The 23,181-nt window shown below is 42.4% G+C and carries 21 protein-coding genes and 1 tRNA gene; 8 read left to right on the top strand and 14 right to left on the bottom strand.

Features of this window, described 5'->3' with window-relative positions:
* Positions 1-2: 2 nt before the first annotated feature.
* From rpoB to deoC, 10 genes are all read right to left on the bottom strand, one after another.
* Positions 3-4,028: a DNA-directed RNA polymerase subunit beta gene (rpoB, locus tag LOC50_RS00515; RefSeq protein ID WP_138626639.1), complete on the bottom strand. Its 4,026-nt coding sequence runs from the start codon at positions 4,026-4,028 to the stop codon at positions 3-5.
* Positions 4,029-4,297: 269 nt separating this feature from the next.
* Positions 4,298-4,660, bottom strand: a complete 363-nt coding sequence (gene rplL / locus LOC50_RS00510) for a 50S ribosomal protein L7/L12 (protein WP_016710549.1) — start codon at positions 4,658-4,660, stop codon at positions 4,298-4,300.
* Between the two features lie 74 nt (positions 4,661-4,734).
* The gene (rplJ, locus tag LOC50_RS00505; RefSeq protein ID WP_036981014.1) at positions 4,735-5,229 is read right to left on the bottom strand and encodes a 50S ribosomal protein L10; all 495 of its coding nucleotides are present in this window, start codon (positions 5,227-5,229) and stop codon (positions 4,735-4,737) included.
* Positions 5,230-5,549: 320 nt separating this feature from the next.
* Positions 5,550-6,254: a 50S ribosomal protein L1 gene (gene rplA, locus LOC50_RS00500; protein WP_036981010.1), complete on the bottom strand. Its 705-nt coding sequence runs from the start codon at positions 6,252-6,254 to the stop codon at positions 5,550-5,552.
* A 4-nt stretch (positions 6,255-6,258) separates the two neighbouring features.
* A complete protein-coding gene (gene rplK / locus LOC50_RS00495) occupies positions 6,259-6,687 on the bottom strand; it encodes a 50S ribosomal protein L11 (RefSeq protein WP_008108462.1) in 429 nt (142 codons plus the stop codon).
* Positions 6,688-6,904: 217 nt separating this feature from the next.
* Positions 6,905-7,462: a transcription termination/antitermination protein NusG gene (gene nusG / locus LOC50_RS00490; protein ID WP_013463844.1), complete on the bottom strand. Its 558-nt coding sequence runs from the start codon at positions 7,460-7,462 to the stop codon at positions 6,905-6,907.
* 4 nt (positions 7,463-7,466) lie between these two features.
* Positions 7,467-7,844, bottom strand: a complete 378-nt coding sequence (secE, locus tag LOC50_RS00485; RefSeq protein ID WP_250653425.1) for a preprotein translocase subunit SecE — start codon at positions 7,842-7,844, stop codon at positions 7,467-7,469.
* A 129-nt stretch (positions 7,845-7,973) separates the two neighbouring features.
* Positions 7,974-8,050: transfer RNA gene (locus LOC50_RS00480), tRNA-Trp, on the bottom strand.
* Between the two features lie 166 nt (positions 8,051-8,216).
* Entirely contained in the window at positions 8,217-8,720 is a 504-nt protein-coding gene (locus tag LOC50_RS00475) for a hypothetical protein (protein ID WP_064663604.1), read from the bottom strand.
* A complete protein-coding gene (gene deoC, locus LOC50_RS00470; RefSeq protein ID WP_069440245.1) occupies positions 8,704-9,456 on the bottom strand; it encodes a deoxyribose-phosphate aldolase in 753 nt (250 codons plus the stop codon). The genes LOC50_RS00475 and deoC overlap by 17 nt, the downstream gene beginning before the upstream one ends.
* 262 nt (positions 9,457-9,718) lie before the next feature.
* On the opposite strand from deoC, the gene cysG reads away from it, so the two are divergent.
* The 8 genes from cysG to LOC50_RS00430 all read left to right on the top strand — a co-directional run bounded on the left by cysG (position 9,719) and on the right by LOC50_RS00430 (position 19,762).
* On the top strand, positions 9,719-11,140 hold the full coding sequence (gene cysG / locus LOC50_RS00465) for a siroheme synthase CysG (RefSeq protein WP_069440244.1): 1,422 nt from the start codon (positions 9,719-9,721) through the stop codon (positions 11,138-11,140).
* A 43-nt stretch (positions 11,141-11,183) separates the two neighbouring features.
* Positions 11,184-12,083, top strand: a complete 900-nt coding sequence (cysD, locus tag LOC50_RS00460) for a sulfate adenylyltransferase subunit CysD (RefSeq protein ID WP_250653424.1) — start codon at positions 11,184-11,186, stop codon at positions 12,081-12,083.
* The gene (gene cysN, locus LOC50_RS00455) at positions 12,083-13,507 is read left to right on the top strand and encodes a sulfate adenylyltransferase subunit CysN (protein WP_250653423.1); all 1,425 of its coding nucleotides are present in this window, start codon (positions 12,083-12,085) and stop codon (positions 13,505-13,507) included. Before cysD ends, cysN begins: the two co-directional genes overlap by 1 nt.
* 33 nt (positions 13,508-13,540) lie before the next feature.
* Complete coding sequence (locus LOC50_RS00450; protein ID WP_250653422.1) at positions 13,541-15,265, top strand: SLC13 family permease; 1,725 nt, start codon at positions 13,541-13,543, stop codon at positions 15,263-15,265.
* Positions 15,266-15,298: 33 nt separating this feature from the next.
* On the top strand, positions 15,299-15,892 hold the full coding sequence (gene cysC, locus LOC50_RS00445; RefSeq protein ID WP_008108444.1) for an adenylyl-sulfate kinase: 594 nt from the start codon (positions 15,299-15,301) through the stop codon (positions 15,890-15,892).
* A 9-nt stretch (positions 15,893-15,901) separates the two neighbouring features.
* Complete coding sequence (gene cysQ / locus LOC50_RS00440) at positions 15,902-16,672, top strand: 3'(2'),5'-bisphosphate nucleotidase CysQ (RefSeq protein WP_250653421.1); 771 nt, start codon at positions 15,902-15,904, stop codon at positions 16,670-16,672.
* Positions 16,673-17,022: 350 nt separating this feature from the next.
* Complete coding sequence (locus tag LOC50_RS00435; RefSeq protein WP_250653420.1) at positions 17,023-18,294, top strand: aromatic amino acid transport family protein; 1,272 nt, start codon at positions 17,023-17,025, stop codon at positions 18,292-18,294.
* Between the two features lie 130 nt (positions 18,295-18,424).
* Entirely contained in the window at positions 18,425-19,762 is a 1,338-nt protein-coding gene (locus LOC50_RS00430) for a M24 family metallopeptidase (protein WP_250653419.1), read from the top strand.
* A 62-nt stretch (positions 19,763-19,824) separates the two neighbouring features.
* Here the strand turns inward: LOC50_RS00430 and speD are convergent, their stop codons facing one another.
* The 4 genes from speD to astD form a co-directional block, all read right to left on the bottom strand.
* Positions 19,825-20,637, bottom strand: coding sequence for an adenosylmethionine decarboxylase (gene speD, locus LOC50_RS00425; RefSeq protein WP_036980988.1), 813 nt, complete (start codon positions 20,635-20,637; stop codon positions 19,825-19,827).
* Between the two features lie 87 nt (positions 20,638-20,724).
* Positions 20,725-21,138 (bottom strand): OsmC family protein, encoded by a 414-nt coding sequence (locus LOC50_RS00420; protein WP_036980986.1) that lies wholly within the window; start codon positions 21,136-21,138, stop codon positions 20,725-20,727.
* A 95-nt stretch (positions 21,139-21,233) separates the two neighbouring features.
* Entirely contained in the window at positions 21,234-21,572 is a 339-nt protein-coding gene (locus LOC50_RS00415) for a DUF3802 family protein (protein ID WP_250653418.1), read from the bottom strand.
* A 136-nt stretch (positions 21,573-21,708) separates the two neighbouring features.
* Positions 21,709-23,178 carry a succinylglutamate-semialdehyde dehydrogenase gene (astD, locus tag LOC50_RS00410; protein ID WP_024602227.1) on the bottom strand — a complete coding sequence of 490 codons (1,470 nt, stop codon included), beginning with the start codon at positions 23,176-23,178 and terminating at the stop codon, positions 21,709-21,711.
* Positions 23,179-23,181 lie beyond the last annotated feature (3 nt).

Here is a 23,181-nt window from a genome sequence, read left to right as displayed (position 1 = left end):
GCTTAATTTTCTTCCAACTCGATGTTGATACCCAGTGAGCGGATTTCTTTCAACAATACGTTGAACGATTCTGGCATACCTGGTTCCATTTTATGGTTACCATCAACGATGTTTTTATACATCTTAGTACGACCGTTCACGTCATCCGATTTCACTGTTAGCATTTCTTGTAGCGTGTAAGCAGCACCGTAAGCTTCAAGTGCCCATACTTCCATCTCACCAAAACGCTGGCCACCGAACTGTGCTTTACCACCCAGCGGCTGCTGAGTAACAAGGCTGTAAGAACCAGTAGAACGCGCGTGCATCTTATCATCAACCAAGTGGTTAAGTTTAAGCATGTACATGTAACCTACAGTTACTTGGCGTTCAAACTGATCGCCAGTACGGCCATCATAAAGTGTAACCTGACCACTTCTAGGGTAGCCGCCTAGCTCTAGCATGTCTTTGATTTCGTCTTCTTTCGCGCCATCAAATGCAGGAGTAGCAATCGGTAAACCACCTTTCAAGTTTTCAGCTAAACGACGAATTTCGTCATCAGAGAAACTAGCGATATCCACAACCTGACGAGATTCACCGATCTCATAAGCTTGTTTGATGAATTCACGTAGCTCATGAAGCTCGCGTTGCTCTTTCATCATTTCTTCTAAGCGCTCACCAATACCGCGTGCAGCTAGACCCATATGTGTTTCAAGGATCTGACCGATGTTCATTCGCGATGGTACACCTAGTGGATTTAGTACGATATCTACCGTACGACCTTTGTCATCGTATGGCATATCTTCTACTGGTACGATAGTCGAGATAACACCTTTGTTACCGTGACGACCCGCCATTTTATCACCCGGTTGGATACGACGTTTAACAGCTAAGTATACTTTAACAATTTTAAGTACACCTGGTGCTAAGTCGTCACCTTGGGTAATTTTACGACGTTTGTTTTCAAACTTCTTATCGTATTCAGCTTTAAGCTCATCGTACTGTGCAGCTAGTTGCTCAAGTTCAGCTTGCTTGTCTTCTTCAGCAAGACTTTGAGTTAGTAACTTTTCAGCATTCAGTGACGTTAAGTTGTCTTCATCGAAGCCAGCTGCCACAAGTAACTTGCGAGCACGCTCTAAAACACCAGCTTCTAGAATACGGAACTCTTCGTTGAAGTCTTTCTTCGCTTCGCGAAGCTGCATGTCTTCAACTTCTAACGCACGCTTATCTTTTTCAACACCATCACGGGTGAAAACTTGTACGTCGATTACAGTACCAGTTACAGAGTTAGGTACACGTAAAGAGCTGTCTTTAACGTCAGACGCTTTTTCACCGAAGATAGCACGTAGTAGCTTCTCTTCTGGTGTTAATTGCGTTTCGCCTTTCGGAGTCACTTTACCTACTAGGATATCGCCGCCTTTAACTTCAGCACCAATATATACAACGCCTGATTCATCAAGCTTGCCTAGTGCAGATTCACCCACGTTCGGGATATCTGCTGTGATCTCTTCTGAGCCTAATTTAGTATCACGGGCGATACACTGTAGTTCTTGAATGTGGATAGTCGTTAGACGATCTTCTTCAACTACGCGCTCTGATAGTAAGATTGAATCCTCGAAGTTGTAACCGTTCCATGGCATGAATGCCACGCGAAGGTTTTGACCAAGGGCTAAGTCACCTAAGTCAGTCGAAGGACCATCTGCTAACACATCGCCACGAGTAACCGGTTCACCAACCATACAAGTCGGCTTTTGGTTAATACATGTATTTTGGTTAGAACGTGTGTACTTGGTTAAGTTGTAGATGTCGATGCCCGCTTCACCAGGGATGCGCTCTTCTTCATGTACATTAACAACGATGCGACTTGCGTCGGCATACATTACTTCACCACCACGTTTAGCAACAATCGTTACACCAGAATCTTTTGCTAGTGTTAACTCAATACCTGTACCTACTAACGGTTTGTCCGCTTTCAATGTTGGTACTGCTTGACGTTGCATGTTTGAACCCATCAATGCACGGTTAGCATCATCGTGTTCTAGGAACGGGATAAGTGCGGCCGCTACAGAGATCACCTGTTGTGGTGATACATCCATATATTGCTGGTCCATACGACCCATAAAGGTTGATTCACCTTTGTGACGACATGGAATAAGTTCATCTACAAACTCATTGGTTTCAGTTAAGTTTGAGTTCGCCTGTGCGATAACAAACTGACCTTCTTCAATGGCTGATAGGTAATCAACTTCATCAGTTACTACACCGTCTACCACTTTGCGGTAAGGTGTTTCTAAGAAACCGTAGTCATTGGTACGTGCATACGTAGACAATGAGTTAATTAGACCGATGTTTGGACCCTCAGGAGTCTCGATTGGACATACACGACCGTAGTGAGTTACGTGAACGTCACGTACTTCAAAGCCAGCACGCTCACGAGTTAGACCGCCCGGACCTAATGCAGAAATACGACGCTTGTGCGTTACTTCTGATAGCGGGTTATTTTGGTCCATAAACTGTGATAACTGAGACGAGCCGAAGAACTCTTTAACTGCTGCCGAAATAGGCTTAGCGTTAATAAGATCTTGTGGCATTACAGCGTCTAGGTCACCTAAGCTTAAGCGCTCACGTACAGCACGTTCTACACGTACTAAACCTACACGGAATTGGTTCTCAGCCATTTCGCCAACACTACGTATACGACGGTTGCCTAAGTGGTCTATATCATCAACATCGCCAACACCGTTACGAATAGCAATCAATACTTTCATAACCGCTACGATGTCTTCTTTGCTTAATGTGCCAGGGCCTGTGTCTGAATCGTAACCAACACGGCTATTGAACTTCATACGACCTACTGTTGATAAGTCATAGCGTTCTTCTGAGAAGAATAAGTTCTCAAATAAGGCTTCAGCCGCGTCTTTCGTCGGTGGCTCGCCTGGGCGCATCATGCGATAAATTTCTACTAGTGCTTCTAAACGGTTGCTTGACGAGTCAATGTTTAATGTATTTGACATGTAAGCGCCGCTGTCCACTTCATTGATATATAATGTATCAATAGTAGTGTGACCTGCTTTAACCAATTCAGCCATCATTTCAAGCGTTAGCTCGTCATTTGCAGTCGCGATGATTTCACCTGTTGACTCATCAACATAGTTCTTCGCTAATACACGGCCAATGATGTACTCATGTGGTACTTCTAATTGATTAATGCCTTTTTTCTCGATGCTCTTGATGTGGCGAGCCGTAACACGACGACCGCTTTCAACAAGGACTTCACCGTCTTCGCTCTTGATATCAAAAGCGGCAGTTTCACCACGTAAACGTGAAGGCACAAGTTCCATAAGAACTTTACCGTCAGCAATTTCAAACGCAGTAGTATCGAAGAAGATATCTAGGATTTCTTCACTCGTATACTCAAGTGCACGTAAGATGATAGACGCCGGTAATTTACGACGACGGTCAATACGTACATATAAGTTATCTTTTGCATCAAATTCGAAGTCTAACCATGAACCACGGTAAGGAATTACGCGTGCGTTATAAAGCACTTTACCTGACGAGTGAGTTTTACCGCGGTCGTTATCAAAGAATACACCAGGGCTACGGTGTAGCTGAGAAACGATAACACGCTCTGTACCATTGATTACAAAAGTACCGGTATCGGTCATGAGCGGAATTTCGCCCATGTAAACTTCTTGCTCTTTAATGTCTTTAACTGTGCCTGGAGCTTCTTTGTCCATTACTACAAGACGCAGTTTCACGCGAAGTGGAGCAGAATAAGTCACACCGCGAATTTGACATTCTTTTACATCGAATACTGGCTCACCAATACGATAACTTACGTATTGAAGCTCAGAATTTCCCGAGTAGCTTTTAATTGGAAACACAGAACGGAAGGCAGCTTCCAAACCATGATCGCCATCAGCGTCCGGGACTAAGAATTTTTTAAACGATTCTAACTGCGTCGACAGTAAGAAAGGTATATCCAAAACTTGTGGACGTTTACCAAAATCCTTACGGATACGTTTCTTTTCAGAATAAGAGTAAGCCATGGGGTTCCTCAGCTTGCTGATCTTTGACCCGACCTGTTCTTGTAAGAACAGACTTAACTGGCATCTATGCCAAGATGTACAACATTTAACTGTTGTTCCAACTTAATCCCACCTCAACACTAGCAAACTATAAAGCGTTGAAATTAAAGAATAAATCAGATTTTATTTGCGCTATAAGAATAGTCGCTCTATAGCGCAAAAAGGCCGGTGATTAAATAATCACCAGCCCTTGCCTGATTTCTCAGGCAGCGAACCTAGCAAAAGCTAGATTACTTAACCTCAACTTCAGCACCAGCTTCAGTAAGTTCTTTAGCAAGAGCTTCAGCTTCTTCCTTAGAAACACCTTCTTTAACTGGAGTTGGAGCAGCTTCAACAAGTGCTTTAGCTTCTTTTAAGCCAAGACCAGTTGCGCCACGAACAGCTTTGATTGCCGCAACTTTATTAGCGCCAGCGCCAGTAAGGATTACGTCAAATTCTGTTTTCTCTTCAGCAGCTTCAGCAGCAGGACCTGCTACCATAGCAGCTGCAGCAGTTACGCCGAATTTTTCTTCCATTGCTTCAACTAGAGCAACAACGTCCATTACTGACATTTCAGCAATTGCGTCAAGGATTTGGTCTTTAGTTACAGACATTACAAATTTCCTAATAATTAACGGACTCTAGGGTCCAAATAAATTTACACCGAAAGGGATTAAACAGCTTAAAATTAAGCAGCTTGCTCTTCTTTCTGTACACGTACTGCTTCAATTGTTTTACACAATTTACCAGCAGACGCTTCTTTCATAGCGCTCATTAAGCGTGCAACAGCTTCGTCGTATGTAGGTAGAGTTGCAAGCATAGCTGCGTCTACTACATTACCTTCAAAAGCGGCCGTTTTAAGCTCAAATTTCTCATTCTTTTTCGCGAAATCTGAGAAGATACGCGCAGCAGCACCTGGGTGCTCTGATGAGAAAGCAATTAAGCTTGGACCAACAAATGAATCAGATAGGCATTCAAAGTCCGTTCCTTCAAGAGCACGTTTAGCTAGAGTGTTACGGACAACTTTCATCCAAACACCATTTGCACGAGCTTCTTTACGAAGGGCAGTGATTGCACCAACTGTTACACCACGAGAATCTGCAACTACTGCAGATAGAGCACCAGTGGCTGCTTCGTTGACTTCAGCAACAATTGCTTTTTTGCCTTGAAGATTTAAAGCCATGGGTGTTACTCCTGGTTTAATGGGTTACCGTACATCGGCTTCCCTGTTTTACTCTTCCCCACCAATAAAGGTGGAGATGCTTTTTACGGCGAGAGCCAGAAGATTAGGAAAAATCTATCTGGGGATTCACACCGTCTACGTAGGTAATATTAAGGCCGAAGCCGCCTACGGTCTTGGACGGAAGCCCAATTTATCGCGTTGCCCTAAGGCGCTTCGAAATTATGGACTTCAACCCGAATTCTTTACTTTGTGATTAACTAAATTAATCAGCAAAATGGCGCAAAATTATAGTACAAATTTCACGCCATGTAAACACTCAATTAAGCAACAACTGTGCTTAAAGTGCTTTGGTCAACAGAAACACCTGCGCCCATTGTTGTAGAGATAGTTACTTTCTTCAAGTAAACACCTTTAGCTTGAGAAGGTTTAGCCTTCTTAAGCGCAACAATTAGAGCTTCAAGGTTTTGTTGTAACTGCTCAGCAGTGAAATCAACCTTACCAATCGTAGTATGGATGATACCATTTTTGTCATTGCGGTAACGCACTTGACCTGCTTTCGCATTTTTAACTGCTTCTGCAACGTTAGGTGTTACAGTACCAGTTTTAGGGTTTGGCATTAGACCACGTGGGCCTAAGATTTGACCTAGTTGACCAACAACACGCATAGCGTCTGGTGATGCAACAACAACGTCAAAATTCATCTCGCCTTTCTTAACTAGATCAGCAAGATCTTCCATGCCTACAAATTCAGCACCGGCTTCTTTTGCAGCTTCTGCATTAGCGCCTTGAGTGAATACAGCAACACGAACGTCACGACCAGTACCGTTAGGTAGTACAGTCGCACCACGAACGTTTTGATCAGATTTACGAGCATCGATACCAAGGTTAACAGCAACGTCAACACTTTCTACGAATTTAGCTGTCGCTAATTCTTTTAAAAGAGCAACTGCTTCGTTAATTTCGTAATCTTTAGTTACTTCCACTTTTTCGCGGATAGTACGCATACGTTTAGTTAATTTAGCCATTATCTTAGTCCTCTACGTTCAAGCCCATCGCACGCGCAGAACCTGCGATAGTGCGAACCGCAGCTTCTAAATCAGAAGCTGTAAGGTCTGGTTTCTTTGTCTCAACGATTTCTTCAAGTTGAGCACGAGTTACTGTGCCTACTTTTTCAGTGTTAGGACGGCCTGAACCAGATTTGATACCTGCAGCTTTCTTAAGTAAGTAAGCAGCCGGTGGCGTTTTCATGTCGAACGTAAATGAACGGTCGCCGTAAACAGAGATCACTACAGGAACTGGAGCGCCTTTTTCGATAGATTCTGTACGTGCGTTGAACGCTTTACAGAATTCCATGATGTTTACACCGTGTTGACCTAGTGCTGGACCTACTGGAGGACTAGGGTTAGCCATACCAGCAGCAACTTGTAGCTTGATTAGAGCTTCAACTTTCTTAGCCATTATAAATACCTCATTAGGTGGGTCTTAGCCTTGTGCGCGCGAGGACGCGTACTCTAGCGGCTTCCCAGTTTAAAAATTGGTTTCTCACTTTTTAGTAAACAGTTAAACTAACGTTTTCCCTGAATACAAAAAGGCCGCTGATTATAAGTTAATCAGCGGCCTTTTTCAAGCTTCGTGCCAAAAATTAAGAAATTTTTAACACAACGCTTTAAATCAATTACTTATCTTGTTCAACTTGACCAAACTCAAGTTCAACTGGCGTAGAACGACCAAAAATAAGTACCGATACTTTTACACGGCTCTTTTCGTAGTCAACTTCTTCAACCACACCACTAAAGTCAGCAAATGGACCATCAGTAACACGAACCACTTCACCTGGTTCAAATAATGTTGCTGGTTTAGGCGCTTCAGCGTTTTCTTGTAAGCGATTAAGAATGCGATCAGCTTCTTTAGAACTAATTGGTGCAGGACGGTCTGATGTACCACCAATAAAGCCCATAACACGTTCAGTGCTATTTACTAAGTGCCAGCTTGCATCATTCATATCCATTTGTACTAGTACGTAACCTGGGAAGAATTTACGCTCAGACTTACGCTTTTGACCAGCACGCATCTCAACTACTTCTTCCGTAGGAACTAATACTTCACCAAAGCTATCTTCTAGGCCTTTGATTTTAATGTGCTCTAATAATGTTTGAGCAACACGCTTCTCATAACCTGAGAAAGCTTGTACTACGTACCAACGTAGTTTCTTTTCGTTATTCTCATCCGACATGGGATCAGATCTCCAATCCAGTTAAAAAGCCTACAGCGCGGAATAAAATGCCATCTAATCCCCAAAGGATAAGTGCCATAATCACTGTTGCAACCATTACGATTAATGTCGTGTGCATTGTTTCTTGACGCGTTGGCCAAATTACTTTGCGTACTTCAATACGCGCTTCTTTAGCAAAAGCAAGGAAGGTACGTCCCTTAAAAGTTTGCGAAGCAATAGCTAAACCCGCCGCTATTGCAACCACAACGCCAATAGCACGTAGTAATACAGACTGATCTGCAAACATATGATTACCAACGACTGCGCCTGCAAGTAGCGCAATTGCTACTAACCACTTTACTGACTCCATCGCACTTGATGGTGTTTCTATATTCGTGCTCATAATATTATTACCTTAACTACAGACACAACAACCCTGCACGTCGACAGGGTTAATCCATTAAAATCTAAACTTAAAAATAAGCTTATTCAAACCAATTTTTAGTTCTAGACTTTATTCACTTGTAAAAATTGGCAGGGGCGGAGAGATTCGAACTCCCAACCGTCGGTTTTGGAGACCGCTGTTCTACCAATTGGAACTACGCCCCTGCAAAGTGGATGCCTATTATACTTACGCAATTCATTAACACAAGAGTAAAGATAGTCATCTGATAAAATCTTCACTGTTAATAAGTTTATAGGCCTGATAATCAAATTAATCCTGTGGCTTTCATCCGTTTAGAAACATTTAATACGTATTAGTCAAATCACTTTTTTAATGATCCACTCGTAATAACTCACCGCGATAAAAATCACACAATAACCATATTTGTTCAAATTGATGGGTATTTGGAAAACATACTTTTTTGACTGCCGCTTCAAAGTCGCTCTTATGCCAAATAGTACTAGCGTTACGAATTAACAACCACGTACGCTTTGAATAATAACGCTTAGTCGCTTTTTGTTTTAATAAGCGCTCCAACGCTGATTGCAACCGGTGTTCGCTTGGTTGTTGCGCCATGTCGGCTAAATCACGCTGCATTTGTATCGACAGTGGCCGGCCTAACACGGCCATGGCTTCCGTTTCACTGGCATATAAATGCGCCACCTCTATATCGAGTTGTTGATTTTCTTGATAACAGCTTACATCGGGTCTATTCGGTTCATTGTGCCAAATATGGCGCATGTGAATTCCCGTTTGTTGTTCATAACATCGCAAAAACAACTTGGCCGCATCGTGCTCTAATTGCTGTTTTTCGGCATCACTGCTGCGCTTCATTCAACACCTTATAAACGTCATTTAACAGCGATGAGGCGCCAAACCTAAATGTATCTGGTGCTAAATAATCATGCCCCATAATCTCGGTTGCTAGGTGCAAATAAGCATTTGCATCTACTGTTGTTTTGATTCCACCTGCAGCCTTAAAACCAACTCGCTTTGATGATTTTTTGATGGTTTTAAGCATTATTTCAGTTGCTTCAAGCGTGGCATTCACCGCGACTTTTCCTGTACTGGTTTTTACAAAATCAGCCCCGCCTTGGATGGCAAGTTCGGTTGCTTGAGTAATAAATGCTACCGTTTTTAGCTCGCCAGTTTCAATGATCACTTTGAGCTTAGCACGGCTGCCACATACCTTTTTACTCTCACTCACGTATTCCAGCACGGTATCTACTTCACCTTTTAAAAGTGCTTTATAAGGAATAACTAGATCAATTTCATCGGCCCCACGCTCTAAAGCTATTAGCGTTTCATTAAGCACTTCATTGAGTGGCGCATCACCAGAGGGAAAGTTAGTTACAGTGGCCACCTTTACATGGCTCAATAAGCGATTAGCAAGTGCTATTTTAGCGTCATCAACAAATTCACTAAACACACAAAGCGCAGCAGGCGTGCCTAGCTTAGGATTTATACTGTTTACTAATGCGCTAATACTGGCTTGACTATCATCAGTGTTTAAACTGGTTAAGTCCATTAAGCTAACGGCTAGCGTGGCGTTTTGAGTATTGTATGTCATTTTATGCCTATGAAATTGTGTGACCTTAAACTATATAAGCATCATAGCTTAAACTTGCTATAGTTCATAACCAAACACTATAAGCGCGTTTTTTATACTAAACGTCACTCTACCCCTTACTAAATACGATTTAGACCTAAAAAACACAATTGATATAACTTTTAAGAATAACAACTAAGATTTAATTATTTTTTACTTATCAATAGCCACTATATTCTGCTTCTCAGTTAAACACTTTATTATTTTTTAGGGGCGTTATTCAGTGCAATATTTACCTATCTTTACCAAACTCGACAACAAACCCGTATTGGTTGTTGGCGGTGGAGAGGTTGCCTTGCGAAAATGCCGTGCGTTTTTAAAAGCACGCGCCAATGTAACGCTAGTTGCCCCTTGGTTTTGCGAAGAATTAAAAGAACATGCGCACAACAATGAAGTTACTTTAATAGATGCCTATTTTGAAGAGTCACATCTTGATGGCAAAATTTTGATTATTGCCGCCACCGACAATGATGAAGTTAATAATACGGTTTTTGAACTCGCCAATGCACGTAATGTGTTTGTGAACGTGGTGGATGATCAACCTAAATGTACCTTTATTTTTCCCTCTATTGTTGATCGCAACCCAATTACCATAGCGATTTCAAGTGCAGGTACCGCACCGGTATTAGCAAGACGTTTACGTGAAAAGCTCGAAACTCTAATCCCGCAGCATATCGGCCCACTCGCTAACTTGGTCGGTGGCTTTCGCCATAAAGTAAAGCAACGCTTTAAACATTTTGCTGATCGTCGCCAATTTTGGGAAGGCGTGTTTGATTCATCAGTAGTAAGCAAAGTCCAAACCGGTGATATCCATGGCGCTGAGCAACAACTAGAGCAAATGCTAGATGCCAAAGTTGAACCAGAAGGCGAAGTATACGTAGTCGGTGCAGGCCCAGGCGACCCGGAGCTACTCACCCTAAAAGCGCTGCAACTAATGCAACAAGCCGATGTGGTGGTATATGATTACTTGGTATCCGATGAAATTATGGAATTAGTGCGTCGCGATGCCGATTTAATCTGTGTGGGTAAGCGCTTAGGCGATCACAGCGTAGCTCAAGAAGATACAAATAAGATGTTGGTTGATTTAGCACAACAAGGTAAAAAAGTGTGCCGAATTAAAGGGGGTGACCCATTTATTTATGGCCGTGGTGGCGAAGAAGTACAAGTACTGGCAGCCAATAACGTAAATTACCAAATAGTGCCAGGTATAACGGCAGCCGCCGGATGTAGTGCCTACGCAGGTATTCCTTTAACGCATCGCGACCATGCCCAAGCTATTCAGTTTGTTACCGGACACTGTAAAAAAGAAGGCCAAGAGCTTAATTGGCAGTCGCTTGCACAAAAAAACCAAACACTGGCTATTTATATGGGGGTAATTAAATCGCCGCATATTCAAGCCGAGCTATTAAAACATGGGCGAGCAGCAACAACACCTGTGGCCATAATTGAAAACGGTACACGCAAAAATCAACGTGTTGTCACAGGACAGTTAGGCCAATTAGCGCAGCTTATTGAGCAGCATCAAATTATTTCACCCGCGTTACTGATTATTGGTGAAGTAGCTTCGCTGCATCAAGAATTACACTGGTTTGGTGAAAAAGCGCAGATCAGTAGCTTTGCTCAACCGCTTACAGACGTGGCGTAATTTAACAGATTTTAATTTAATCATTTTAGTAGGACGACCAACAATGGCTTTAACTCACCTTCAGCAACTTGAAGCTGAAAGTATCAAAATCATGCGCGAAGTCGCCGCTGAGTTTGAGAACCCAGTTATGCTTTACTCAATCGGTAAAGACTCATCGGTACTTTTGCACTTAGCTCGTAAAGCATTTTACCCTGCAAAAATTCCGTTTCCGTTATTACACGTAGACACCAACTGGAAGTTTCGTGAAATGATTGAGTTTCGCGACCGTTTAGCCAAAGAGTATGGCTTTGATTTAATCGTACACAAAAACCCTGAAGGCATCGAAATGGGTGTAGGCCCATTTACCCATGGTTCGGGTAAACATACAGATATCATGAAAACTCAAGGGCTAAAGCAAGCGCTCAATAAATACGGTTTTGATGCCGCATTTGGTGGCGCACGTCGTGATGAAGAGAAATCACGGGCTAAAGAGCGTGTTTACTCATTTCGTGATAAACACCATCGCTGGGATCCTAAAAACCAACGTCCTGAGCTTTGGAATACCTATAACAGCCAAGTGAACCCAGGAGAAAGTATTCGTGTATTCCCGCTGTCTAACTGGACTGAACTAGATATTTGGCAATACATTTATCAAGAAAATATCGAAATGGTGCCACTGTACCTTGCTAAAGAGCGCCCTGTAGTAGAGCGCGATGGTACTTTAATTATGGTTGACGATGAGCGCATGCCACTTAATGAAGGTGAAGTACCGCAAATGAAGTCGGTTCGCTTTCGAACCTTAGGCTGTTATCCACTCACTGGCGCAGTTGAATCAACGGCCAGCAATCTAACCGAAATTATTGAAGAAATGCTGCTTTCATCGTCATCTGAACGTGAAGGTCGAGTGATTGATCATGATTCAGCAGGCTCTATGGAGAAGAAAAAACGTGAGGGGTATTTCTAATGTCTAACCTAAATAACGATACATTTAATGAAGTAAAAGAAATTGGTATAGACGCTTACCTAGCACGTCAACAAGATAAAAGCTTATTGCGTATGCTGACTTGTGGCAGTGTGGATGACGGTAAATCAACCCTCATTGGCCGCCTATTACACGACAGTCACCAAATTTATGAAGATCAGCTAGCCGCGCTTCATAAAGATAACGAAAAAGTGGGTAACGCCGGTGAAGATCTTGATTTAGCACTGTTAGTAGATGGCCTACAAGCTGAGCGTGAGCAAGGTATAACAATTGACGTAGCGTACCGTTACTTTTCAACCGCTAAGCGTAAGTTTATTATTGCCGACACCCCTGGGCATGAGCAGTACACCCGTAACATGGTAACGGGTGCATCAACCAGTGATGTTGCCATTATTTTAGTGGATGCACGTTATGGCGTGCAGGTACAAACTAAGCGTCATAGCTTTATTTGTGACTCATTAGGTATTAAGCAGTTCGTGGTTGCGGTTAACAAAATGGACATTGTTGATTTTGATGAAACCGTTTATGAAAAAATTAAAGCCGATTATTTAAAATTTGCCGAGCAACTTAACGTATCAAATATTAAGTTTGTGCCTATGTCGGCGCTTAAAGGCGATAACGTAGTAACTCGCTCTGCACACACTCCTTATTACACCGACAAACCATTGCTTGAGCTGTTAGAAGATTCACCAGCCGCTGAAATCGACACCGGTTTTGAAGCGCGTCTTCCGGTGCAATACGTGGTACGCCCTAATCTAAACTTCCGTGGTTTTCAAGGCACGCTTACATCGGGTAAATTACGTGTAGGTGATGAAGTGAAGGTACTGCCTTCAGGTAAAACATCACATATTAAAGAAATTGTTACTTTTGATGGCAACCTCGACACCGCCGAAGCTGGCCAAGCAATTACAGTGACCCTCAATACTGAAATAGATATTAGCCGAGGAGATGTGATTGTACCGGCAAACTCGCAAGCTCAAGTAACCAACCAGTTACAGGCTAAAATTGTGTGGATGCACGAATCGCCATTGGTACTCGGTAAAAGCTATAACCTTAAACTTGGCAGCAAAAACACCTCGGCCACGGTCACAAAAATTGACCACACAATTGATGTAAACACCCTAGAGCATGGCAGCGCAGATTCATTACAGTTAAACGAAATTGCGATTGTAACACTGGAGCTGACCGAGACTATTTTAGCGGATCAGTACCATCACAATCATGAAACCGGCTCGTTTATTCTTATTGACCGTTTATCAAACTTAACGGTTGCAGCAGGAATGATAGAGCAAGTACTGCAAAGTGAAGAAAACGCAGGACAATTCAGCGACTTTGAAGTTGAATTTAATGCCCTCGTACGCAAGCACTTTCCACATTGGCAAGCGCTTGATATTTCAAAGCTATAACATTAATGAACGCCTGTTAGGAACATTTAAAGCATGGTAGAACAGCTCATTTTAACAGGCATTATGTTGCTTTTAGTCGGGTGCCTGTTTGGCACCCGTATTAATCCTGCATGGTTATTTGTCAGTGCCATAGGCACCAGCTACCTAGCGGGGTTAATTGACTTAGAAAGCATGCTGGTTAATTATACTAACCCATCATTAATCACCTTAGTGTTATTAATTTTAGTGTCGATAGCGATAGAAAAAACCACGCTTATTCAACGCTTAGCTAAATCGTTATCCAGTGGCAGTTTAGTTAAATCAGTGACCAAGCTTGGGCTTTCTACGGCGTTTTTGTCTTCCTTTACTAACAATACTGCGGTGGTTGCTTCTTTAATTACCGCTATAAAAGATAACCCAAACCACTCCCCTTCAAAGCTGTTGCTACCCTTGTCGTACACCGCAATTTTAGGCGGTACTATTACACTCATCGGTACCTCTACTAACTTAATCGTAAATGGCTTTGCTGTAGATGCGGGGATGGCGCCATTAGGCTTTTTTGATTTTACCTTAGTGGGTTTAGGCGCACTCAGTGTTGGCTTAATCACTATTTTGGTGATGCTAAAGTGCCTGCCCGACAATGGTAAAAATAGCCAAGAGGTGGTGCCTTTTTATTTAGAAGGGAAAGTACAAACCGGATCTAAACTAATAAACCGCACCGTAGAAGAAAACGGCTTACGCGATTTAAAAGACTTGTTTTTGGCTGAAATTATTCGCAATGGCAACCGCATTTGCGCCGTGACCCCCCAACATATTATTCAACAAGACGACATACTGCTGTTTGTGGGCGACATAAAGTCAGTGCCTTTGCTCACTCGCTTTGATGGATTAAAAGTAGTGCACGACAAACACGAAAAAGACATTGAACACCTCGTTGAAGTTGTCGTTAGCCAGTCGTCTAAGTTAATTGGCAAAACAGTAAAAGAAGCCCGCTTTAGAGAGCAGTTTCATGCGGCCGTTATTGCTATTCGCCGTGGGCATGACCGTTTACGAGGCGGGCTTGGCCAAGTACGCTTACAAGCGGGTGATTCATTAATCCTCGCACCAGGAAAAAGCTTTTATAGCCTCACGAACTTAAAACGCGAATTTGTGTATATTTCAGGGCTTGATTTACAAACCCACCTCAACGCAAAACAATCAAATATTGTGTTGTTAAGCTTTGCGGGTGTGCTGGGGTTAAGTATTTTAGGTGCAGTACCGCTGGTTAAAGGCTTGTTAGTGTTACTTATTGGGCTGATGATGTGTGGCACGATTAAGCTGAGCGAAATAAAACGCCGCTTTCCTATTGAGTTACTTGCCGTAGTAGGTGGTGCCATAGGTTTAGCTAAGCTGATGATAGGCACCGGCCTTGCTGGGCAAATATCAGACGCCATGTTTGTAGTGCTAGGCGACTTTGGCCCTTATGGCGCGTTTATCGCAATCTTTTTAATGACGGTGTTATTTACTGAATTGATCACTAATAACGCCGCAGCGGCACTGTCGTTTCCGGTTGCCTACTCATTGGCTATTGGCTTTAACGTAGAACCTTTACCGTTTATTATGGCGGTTGCATTTGGCGCCTCAGCCAGCTTTATTTCACCTTTTGGTTATCAAACTAACTTAATGGTTTATAGCGCGGGTAACTACCGACTAAAAGACTATGTAATGATGGGGCTACCCCTTTCTATTATTTATTCAATTACCGTACTAACTTTGATCCCGCTGGTATTTCCGTTTTAATGCCCGCGCTTATAGCATAAAGAGACACAGCAAATGGATAACAATATTGTTTGGCATAATTACGCCACCACTAAAGTACAGCGCAGCGAACAAAAAAAACATAAGCCGGCTATTTTATGGTTTACTGGTTTTTCTGGCTCAGGTAAAAGCACCGTTGCTAATGCACTAGAAGCGGCACTCAATCAGCAAGGTGCGCACACGTACCTACTTGATGGCGACAATGTTCGCCATGGTTTATGTAAAGATTTGGGCTTTAGTGATGCCGATCGCGTTGAAAATATCCGCCGCGTAGGCGAAACAGCCAAGCTAATGGTTGACGCTGGTTTATTAGTCCTTACTGCGTTTATATCTCCTTTTAAAGCTGAGCGTGACATGGTTCGTGAGTTAGTAGATGAAGGTGAATTTATCGAAGTTTTTATCGACACCCCTCTTGAGGTGTGCGAAAGCCGCGACCCAAAAGGCTTATACAAAAAAGCACGCGCCGGTGAAATTAAACACTTTACCGGGATTGATTCAACCTATCAGCCGCCGGTTAATCCTGAAATAATTTTAGATACCAGTAAAAACACCCTAGACCAATCGGTAGCTCAACTGATAACGTATCTAAAACATCAGCATATACTATAGGCCCATGTAATGAACCAAACTGAACTGCTAGAAGAAACCCTTATTCTCGCCCGCAAAGCGGGCAGCGCGATTATGGGTATTTACAATAAAGACTTTAACGTTGAGTACAAAGCCGATGAAAGCCCTGTAACCGACGCCGACTTAGCAGCTCATAAAATCATTAGTGCAGGACTAAAAAAGCTCACCCCCGATATCCCTGTGCTTAGTGAAGAAAGTGCCGATATTGGTTGGGATGTACGCCAAACATGGAAAAGCTACTGGCTGGTTGACCCAATCGATGGCACCAAAGAATTTATAAAAAAGAACGGCGAGTTTACCCTCAATATTGCCCTAATCGAAAATGGCAAACCGGTTTTAGCCGTGGTTGATGCCCCTGCACTGGGTGTATCTTATTTAGCCGCCGAAGCCATTGGTGCTTTTAAAGATAAAGGCGATGAGCGCATCGAGCTTAAAGTTACCACCAAGCCTAACAAAGGCCTTATTCGTGTTGTAGGTAGCCGCTCCCACCCTTCCCCTGATTTAGCTGAATTTGTAAAACGCTTTGATGAGGTTGAAATGGTGTCAAAAGGCAGCTCACTCAAACTGTGTTTAGTCGCCGAAGGCAGCGCCGACATTTACCCGCGCTTAGGCCCAACTTGTGAATGGGATACCGGAGCAGGTCACGCCATCGCCGAAATAGCCGGTGCAAAAGTAACTCAACTTGATGGCAGCCCGCTTTTATATAACACCAAAGATGAATATTTGAACCCGTATTTTGTAGTGAGTGCGGTGGAAGAATAAAAGCTAAGAGTTGCGAGCTACGGGCTTAGAGTCGCGAGTAGCTCAATGGCAATTTAAACACCGTAGGTTGGGTTGAGTGGAACGAAACCCAACAAGCACTTAGCACTTTAACAAATACATATAAATATATTCCCCACACTCTTAACTCAAAAAAGTGAACATTATTCACGCATTTCGCGGCATATTCCTACACTAATTGCGCAGCTTTTAAACGCTGTTTCGTATTCGTGACAGTCAGTAACTAATACGCTACAACAAATTTATATCCAAGACATAAAAACACATGAAATGAGTGCCTAAAAACTATATTCTTCGGCGCAATTATTATTATAAATAATGGATACACACACATGACAACATCTCAAGGTGCAACGCTTTCAAATGCATCATCACAAGACACACACACGTCAAAATCAAAATGGAACCTGCATGATACGCAGTGGACACTGAGCCTTTTTGGCACCGCAGTGGGTGCTGGTATTTTATTTTTACCAATTAATATTGGTATTGGTGGTTTTTGGCCGCTGATTATTTTGGCGTGTTTAGCCTTTCCTATGACCTTTTTGGCGCACCGTGGTTTGGCGCGTTTTGTATTATCGTCAAAAAATAAAGAGGCTGACTTTACCGATGTAGTAGAAGAACACTTTGGCGTAAATGCGGGTCGACTGATCTCCTTGTTATACTTTTTATCGATTTTCCCTATTTTGCTTATTTACGGTGTGGGCTTAACCAATACGGTAGACAGCTTTATGGTCAATCAATTAGGGATGGAGTCGCCGTCACGCGTTGCTTTATCGGGTATTTTAGTTGCGCTAATGATTGGCTTAATGATGGGCGGTGAGCGCTTAATGCTGCGCGCCTTTGCTATTTTAGTTTACCCGTTAGTAGGTATTTTATTCTTTTTGTCTTTGTATTTAATCCCAAGCTGGCAAATGCCCGATACAAGCTTGCCTGAACTTGGCAGCTTTAGTAAAACACTTTGGTTATCAATTCCTATTATTGTATTTTCGTTTAGCCATGCAGCGGCTATTTCAAGCTTTGTTAATAAACAACGCAGTCACTACGGTGAACTAGCAACGTCTAAGTCAGAAGCAATTCTAAAACGTACCAGCTTATTACTGATCACCTTTGTTTTGTTATTTGTATTCTCGTGTGTGTTATCGCTTACAGGTGAGCAAATGGCAGAAGCCAAAGCGGCAAACGTCTCTGTTTTGTCTTACTTAGCTAATATTACAGAAAACTCATTTATTGCAACGCTGGGACCTTTGGTTGCCTTTATTGCTATTATGTCGTCGTTTTTAGGTCACTTTTTAGGGGCGCGCGAAAGCTTTACTGGGTTAGTGACTAAACACTCAAGCATGAGCCCTAAAGTGGCTGACAAAGTGGGTGCGGTACTGATGTTTTTCGCTATTTGGTTCTGCGCGGTTAAAAACCCAAGCATACTAGATATGATGGATCAGTTATCGGGGCCAATCATTGCGATGATTTTATTCATTATGCCAATGATTGCAGTTTACAAAGTGCCTAGCTTACAAAAGTACCGTAATCGTTTAAGTACCTTATTTGTACTGGCTGTCGGTTCGTTAGCTGTGTGTGCGTTACTGTACAGCATGCTTAGTTAAGTCGTATTGAGTAAACAAGCCCAGCGCACTTTGCTGGGCTTTTTTGTGTCTGCGGCTTATCGCAAATGATTTTTTTATCGTATCGCTTGTGAGATGTTAGCTTATATATTCGCCTAAAAATAAGCCAACTATGCAAAACAATAAATGCGTTTTTTTATTAGCCTTTATACTCATACTCCTTAGCCCTGTAATTAAAGCCGCTGAGCCCCCGACTATTTTATCAATGAAAGACAGGGCCGCGTTTATCGATAGCATTACCGAAAAACGCATCAATACTTTATTACCCGCATTAATGCAGCAACACAACATTGATATGTGGCTGATGATAAGCCGCGAATATAATGAAGACCCGATATTAAAAACCATGCTACCAGCTACATGGTTATCGGCAAGGCGCACCACTATTTTAGTGTTAGCACGCAATGCCTCAGGGGCTGTGGATGCTTTTGCTATTGCGCCTTATAAAATAGGGAATGTGTTTAAAAAGGCATGGGACAAGCAAGCCCAGCCCAATCAGTGGCTTGCGCTTAATGATCTTATTGAGCAATACCAACCGCAAAATATTGCTCTCAATACATCTAAAGACTGGGCACACGCTGATGGCTTAGTGCTTGGCGATTACACCGCTTTAATGGCTAACTTACCTGCTGCATATAAAAATAAAATAATCTCAGCCGAGCCGCTGGCTGTTGCATGGTTAGAGCAGCGCATTCCAGAAGAAGTAGACATGTACAAACACATCGTTGCTATTGCTCATTCTATTATTGCTGAGGGCTTTTCAAATAAAGTAATTACAGTGGGCAAAACAACCAGCGACGACTTAGTGTGGTGGTTTAGAGAGCGCGTGAGGGAGCTTAAACTGCAAACGTGGTTTCATCCAAGTATTGCAATACAACGCGCCGACAGTAAATCGTTCGACCACGAAGACAGTTTTACCAATGGCTATGCCGACAATGTTATTCAAGCTGGCGATTTACTGCATGTTGATTTTGGTATTACGTATTTACGCCTAAATACCGACACTCAACAACACGCGTATGTTTTAAAACCAAGCGAGACAAAAGCCCCCGATTACCTTGTTGAGGCGATAAAAAAGGGTAATAAGCTACAAGACATTTTTACGGCTGAATTTACAGCTGGTAAAACGGGTAATCAGGTATTAAAAGCCGCCCGCGAAAAAGCCATTGCACAGGGTTTAAAACCCACTATTTATACGCACCCGCTTGGCTATCATGGTCATGCAGCTGGCACGACATTAGGTATGTGGGATTCACAGCAAGGTGTGCCGGGTGATGGCGATTACCCACTGCATTTAAACACGGCGTATTCTATTGAACTTAACAATGCGGTATTTATAAAGCCGTGGAATAAAGAAATAAGAATAATGCTAGAAGAAGATGCCCTGTTTGATAAAACCGGTGTGTGGTGTCTAAATGGTCGACAAACTGAGTTGTTACTCGTTAAATAGCATTAAATCAAACATACAAAAATGGCGCTCAATGAGCGCCATTTTTATTTAATTCGTTGCTATTATTCTGTATCTGGCAGGTTACGGCCATAGAATATTTCTTGCATTTCACGCGTTAGTTTTGAGCGAATCTCTTCTTCTTCGTCATCTGACAAATCATCAGTAGATAAACCAAATAAATACGTATTTAAATCGGTCTCTTTTAGCATCATTTTGGTATGGAACAGGTTTTCTTGATACACGTTCACGTCCATCATTTGGTACGCTTCTTTGGTATCTTCTGTCATGAAGTTTTGAATCGAATTAATTGCATGGTCAATGTAATGTTTAACGCCGTTTACATCACGGGTAAAACCACGCACACGGTAATCAATCGTTACCACATCAGACTCAAGGCTATGGATTAAGAAGTTTAACGCTTTAAGCGGCGAAATAATGCCACAGGTTGATACTTCAATATCAGCACGGAAAGTACAAATACCATCATCAGGGTGTGCTTCAGGGTACGTGTGAACACAAATGTGACTTTTATCAAGGTGTGCAACCACTGAGTCAGGTAACGGCCCTGGTGCTTCGTCAGCATCATAATTTTGCTGCTCTTCTACTGGCTCTTCTGAAACCAAGATAGTTACGCTGGCACCTTGTGGCTCGTAATCTTGACGTGCAATATTTAAAATATTGGCACCAATAATATCAACCACATCACCTAAAATGTCGGTTAGTCTATCTGCACTATACTGCTCATCGATATATTCTATATATTCTTTACGTTGTTGCTCTGTTTTTGCATAGCAAATATCGTAAATACTAAAGCTTAGGCTTTTAGTTAAATTATTAAAGCCATGAAGTTTAAGTTTATCGAAGGGTTTGTTCATATAAACCAACCTATAAATTAGTGAAATCTGCACCTGCAGAATGAAAAGTTCGCGGATTTTATACGAATTTTACTCACGGAAAAAGCGTTATTTTGCCTGTTCTTGAACAACTTCATGGCTGTGGGTAATTTCTACTGTTTTATCAAGCATTAATGCAACTGAACAATACTTTTCTGCCGAAAGCGAAACCGCTCTTTCTAGGTGCTTTTCAGATACATTATTACCGGTTACAACAAAGTGTAAATTAATTTTGGTGAACACGCGCGGGGCTGTTTCTGCTCGTTCAGCGGTTAACTGCACATCTACTGATGAGAACTCTTGCTTAGTTTTTTTTAAAATACTCACCACATCAACCGATGAACAACCACCAACCGACATCAATACCATTTCCATTGGGCTAGGTGCTGCTCCGTCACTGCCCGCATCAAACACGACATTATGATTGCTATTAGAGCGACCGATGTAAGTATTACCTTCAACCCATTTTACATTTGCTTGCATTGTTTTATCTCAATAATTTATATTCATTACACGCAGACACTCGCGCGCATTTAAAATTAAATAGCGAATAAAGCGTGGTTTTAAAGGGGGAAATATTAACTAATAGCGTTATCAAATAAGTTTTTGACTAGCCCTGCAAACTCATCAATAAAAGCATGCTGTTCAACTGTGGCGGTGTGAGAAGTCACACTGCTGAGCACTTCTTGTAAGTCGTAAACAATGCCATCAACTTCGCGTACAATTTGACTACGCTGCTCTGTAGATAGTTCGGGGTGTTGTTGACAAATGCGTATGACATTTTCGGCAATTACATCTTCAATTAACTCAATAACCGTTGGTGCACCTGGCTTTATTTCACCTGTTTTTTCAAACAACGCTAAGTTCTGAGTTAGGTACATTATTAAGTCATCGTACCCTTGCCTGTTTAAAACCATTGTCTACTTACCTTGAAAATACTGGTTGCTTAATTTAAGCAGAAAGCACTGATAATTGCTAGCTTTGTGAGATTGCAGTACTAAAAAAGCAGCCGAAGCTGCTTTTTTAGTGATTTATTACTAGTTTAAAAATCGATTAATCGATTTTTAAACCTGGGCTTAATGTTGCTGGCATGGTTACTTTTTCAAGCTCCACAGACGCAACAGGGTATGCACAGTAGTCAGCGGCATAATAAGCGCTTGCTCTGTGGTTACCTGAGGCACCAATACCGCCAAACGGCGCTGCACTTGATGCACCGGTAATTGGACGGTTCCAGTTAACAATACCTGCACGGATACGACGTAAGAAATGATCGTAATCGGCTTGGTTATCACTGAGTAGGCCTGCTGATAAACCAAAGCTCGTGTCGTTTGCTTTATCAATTGCTTGGTCAAAGTCATCAAAACGGAATACTTTTAGAAGCGGACCAAAATGCTCTTCATCTGGGAAGTCATTGATATTTGTACACTCAATGATACCCGGTGTAACAAAACCAGTGTTTGCTGTGTGCTCAAGTTCAACTAGCACTTCGCCACCCATGGCCTTTAACTCATCTTGTGCTTTAACCATTCCAGCGGCAGCGGCCGTTGAAATCATAGAGCCCATAAATGGTTGGTCAGCATCGTCATAGTTACCAACTTTGATTGCTTTAGTCGCTGTAATTAGGCGAGCTAAAATTTCATCGCCTTTAGCACCTGTTGGTAAAAACAATTTACGCGCACACGTACAGCGTTGGCCACTTGAGATAAACGCAGATTGCACAATATCGTGCACAACAGCAAGCGTATCTTCTGCATCTTTAACGATCAGCGGATTATTACCACCCATTTCAAGCGCTAAAATCTTACCTGGTTGACCTGCAAACTGCTCATGTAAAATATGACCCGTACGAGAAGACCCAGTAAAGAATAAACCATCAATGCCTTTGTGTGATGCCAATGCTTTACCTGTTTCAACTTCACCTTGTACAAGGTTAATAACCCCTGCTGGTAAACCGGCTTTTTCCCATAGTTTAAGGGTTAGCTCAGCCACCATAGGTGTTAGTTCAGACGGTTTAAATACCACGGTATTACCAGCTAAAAGTGCAGGTACAATGTGGCCATTTGGTAAATGCCCAGGGAAGTTATAAGGACCAAATACAGCAACAACACCGTGTGGCTTATGGCGGATCATCGCACGGCCTTGCGGCATCGCGTTTTCAACGTCGCCGGTACGCTCTAAAAATGCTTTTTCAGCAATGGCAATTTTTCCGACCATGGCACCCGCTTCAGTACGCGTTTCCCAAAGTGGCTTACCTGTTTCTTGAGCTATTGCCACAGCCAACTCTTCGCTATGCTCTTTTAACGTTGCAGCAAAGGTTTTTACAATTTCTAAGCGCTGCGCAAAGCTTTTATCAGCCCAGCTATAAAATGCTTCACGCGCAGAGGCTACCGCGCTATCTACTTGCTCAGCGCTTGCAGCTGATGCCTGCCAAATAACATCGTTATTTGCAGGGTTAACTGAGTTAAATTCTGTGCCTTGGCCTGGTGACCATTGACCATTAATAAATTGTGCAGGATGAGTCATATA

Origin of the sequence: Pseudoalteromonas sp. SCSIO 43095 (assembly GCF_023650455.1) — a bacterium.
Classification (GTDB): domain Bacteria; phylum Pseudomonadota; class Gammaproteobacteria; order Enterobacterales; family Alteromonadaceae; genus Pseudoalteromonas; species Pseudoalteromonas tetraodonis.
Note: the sequence above shows the minus strand (reverse complement) of the source record. Positions and strands in the feature narration are given on the sequence as shown.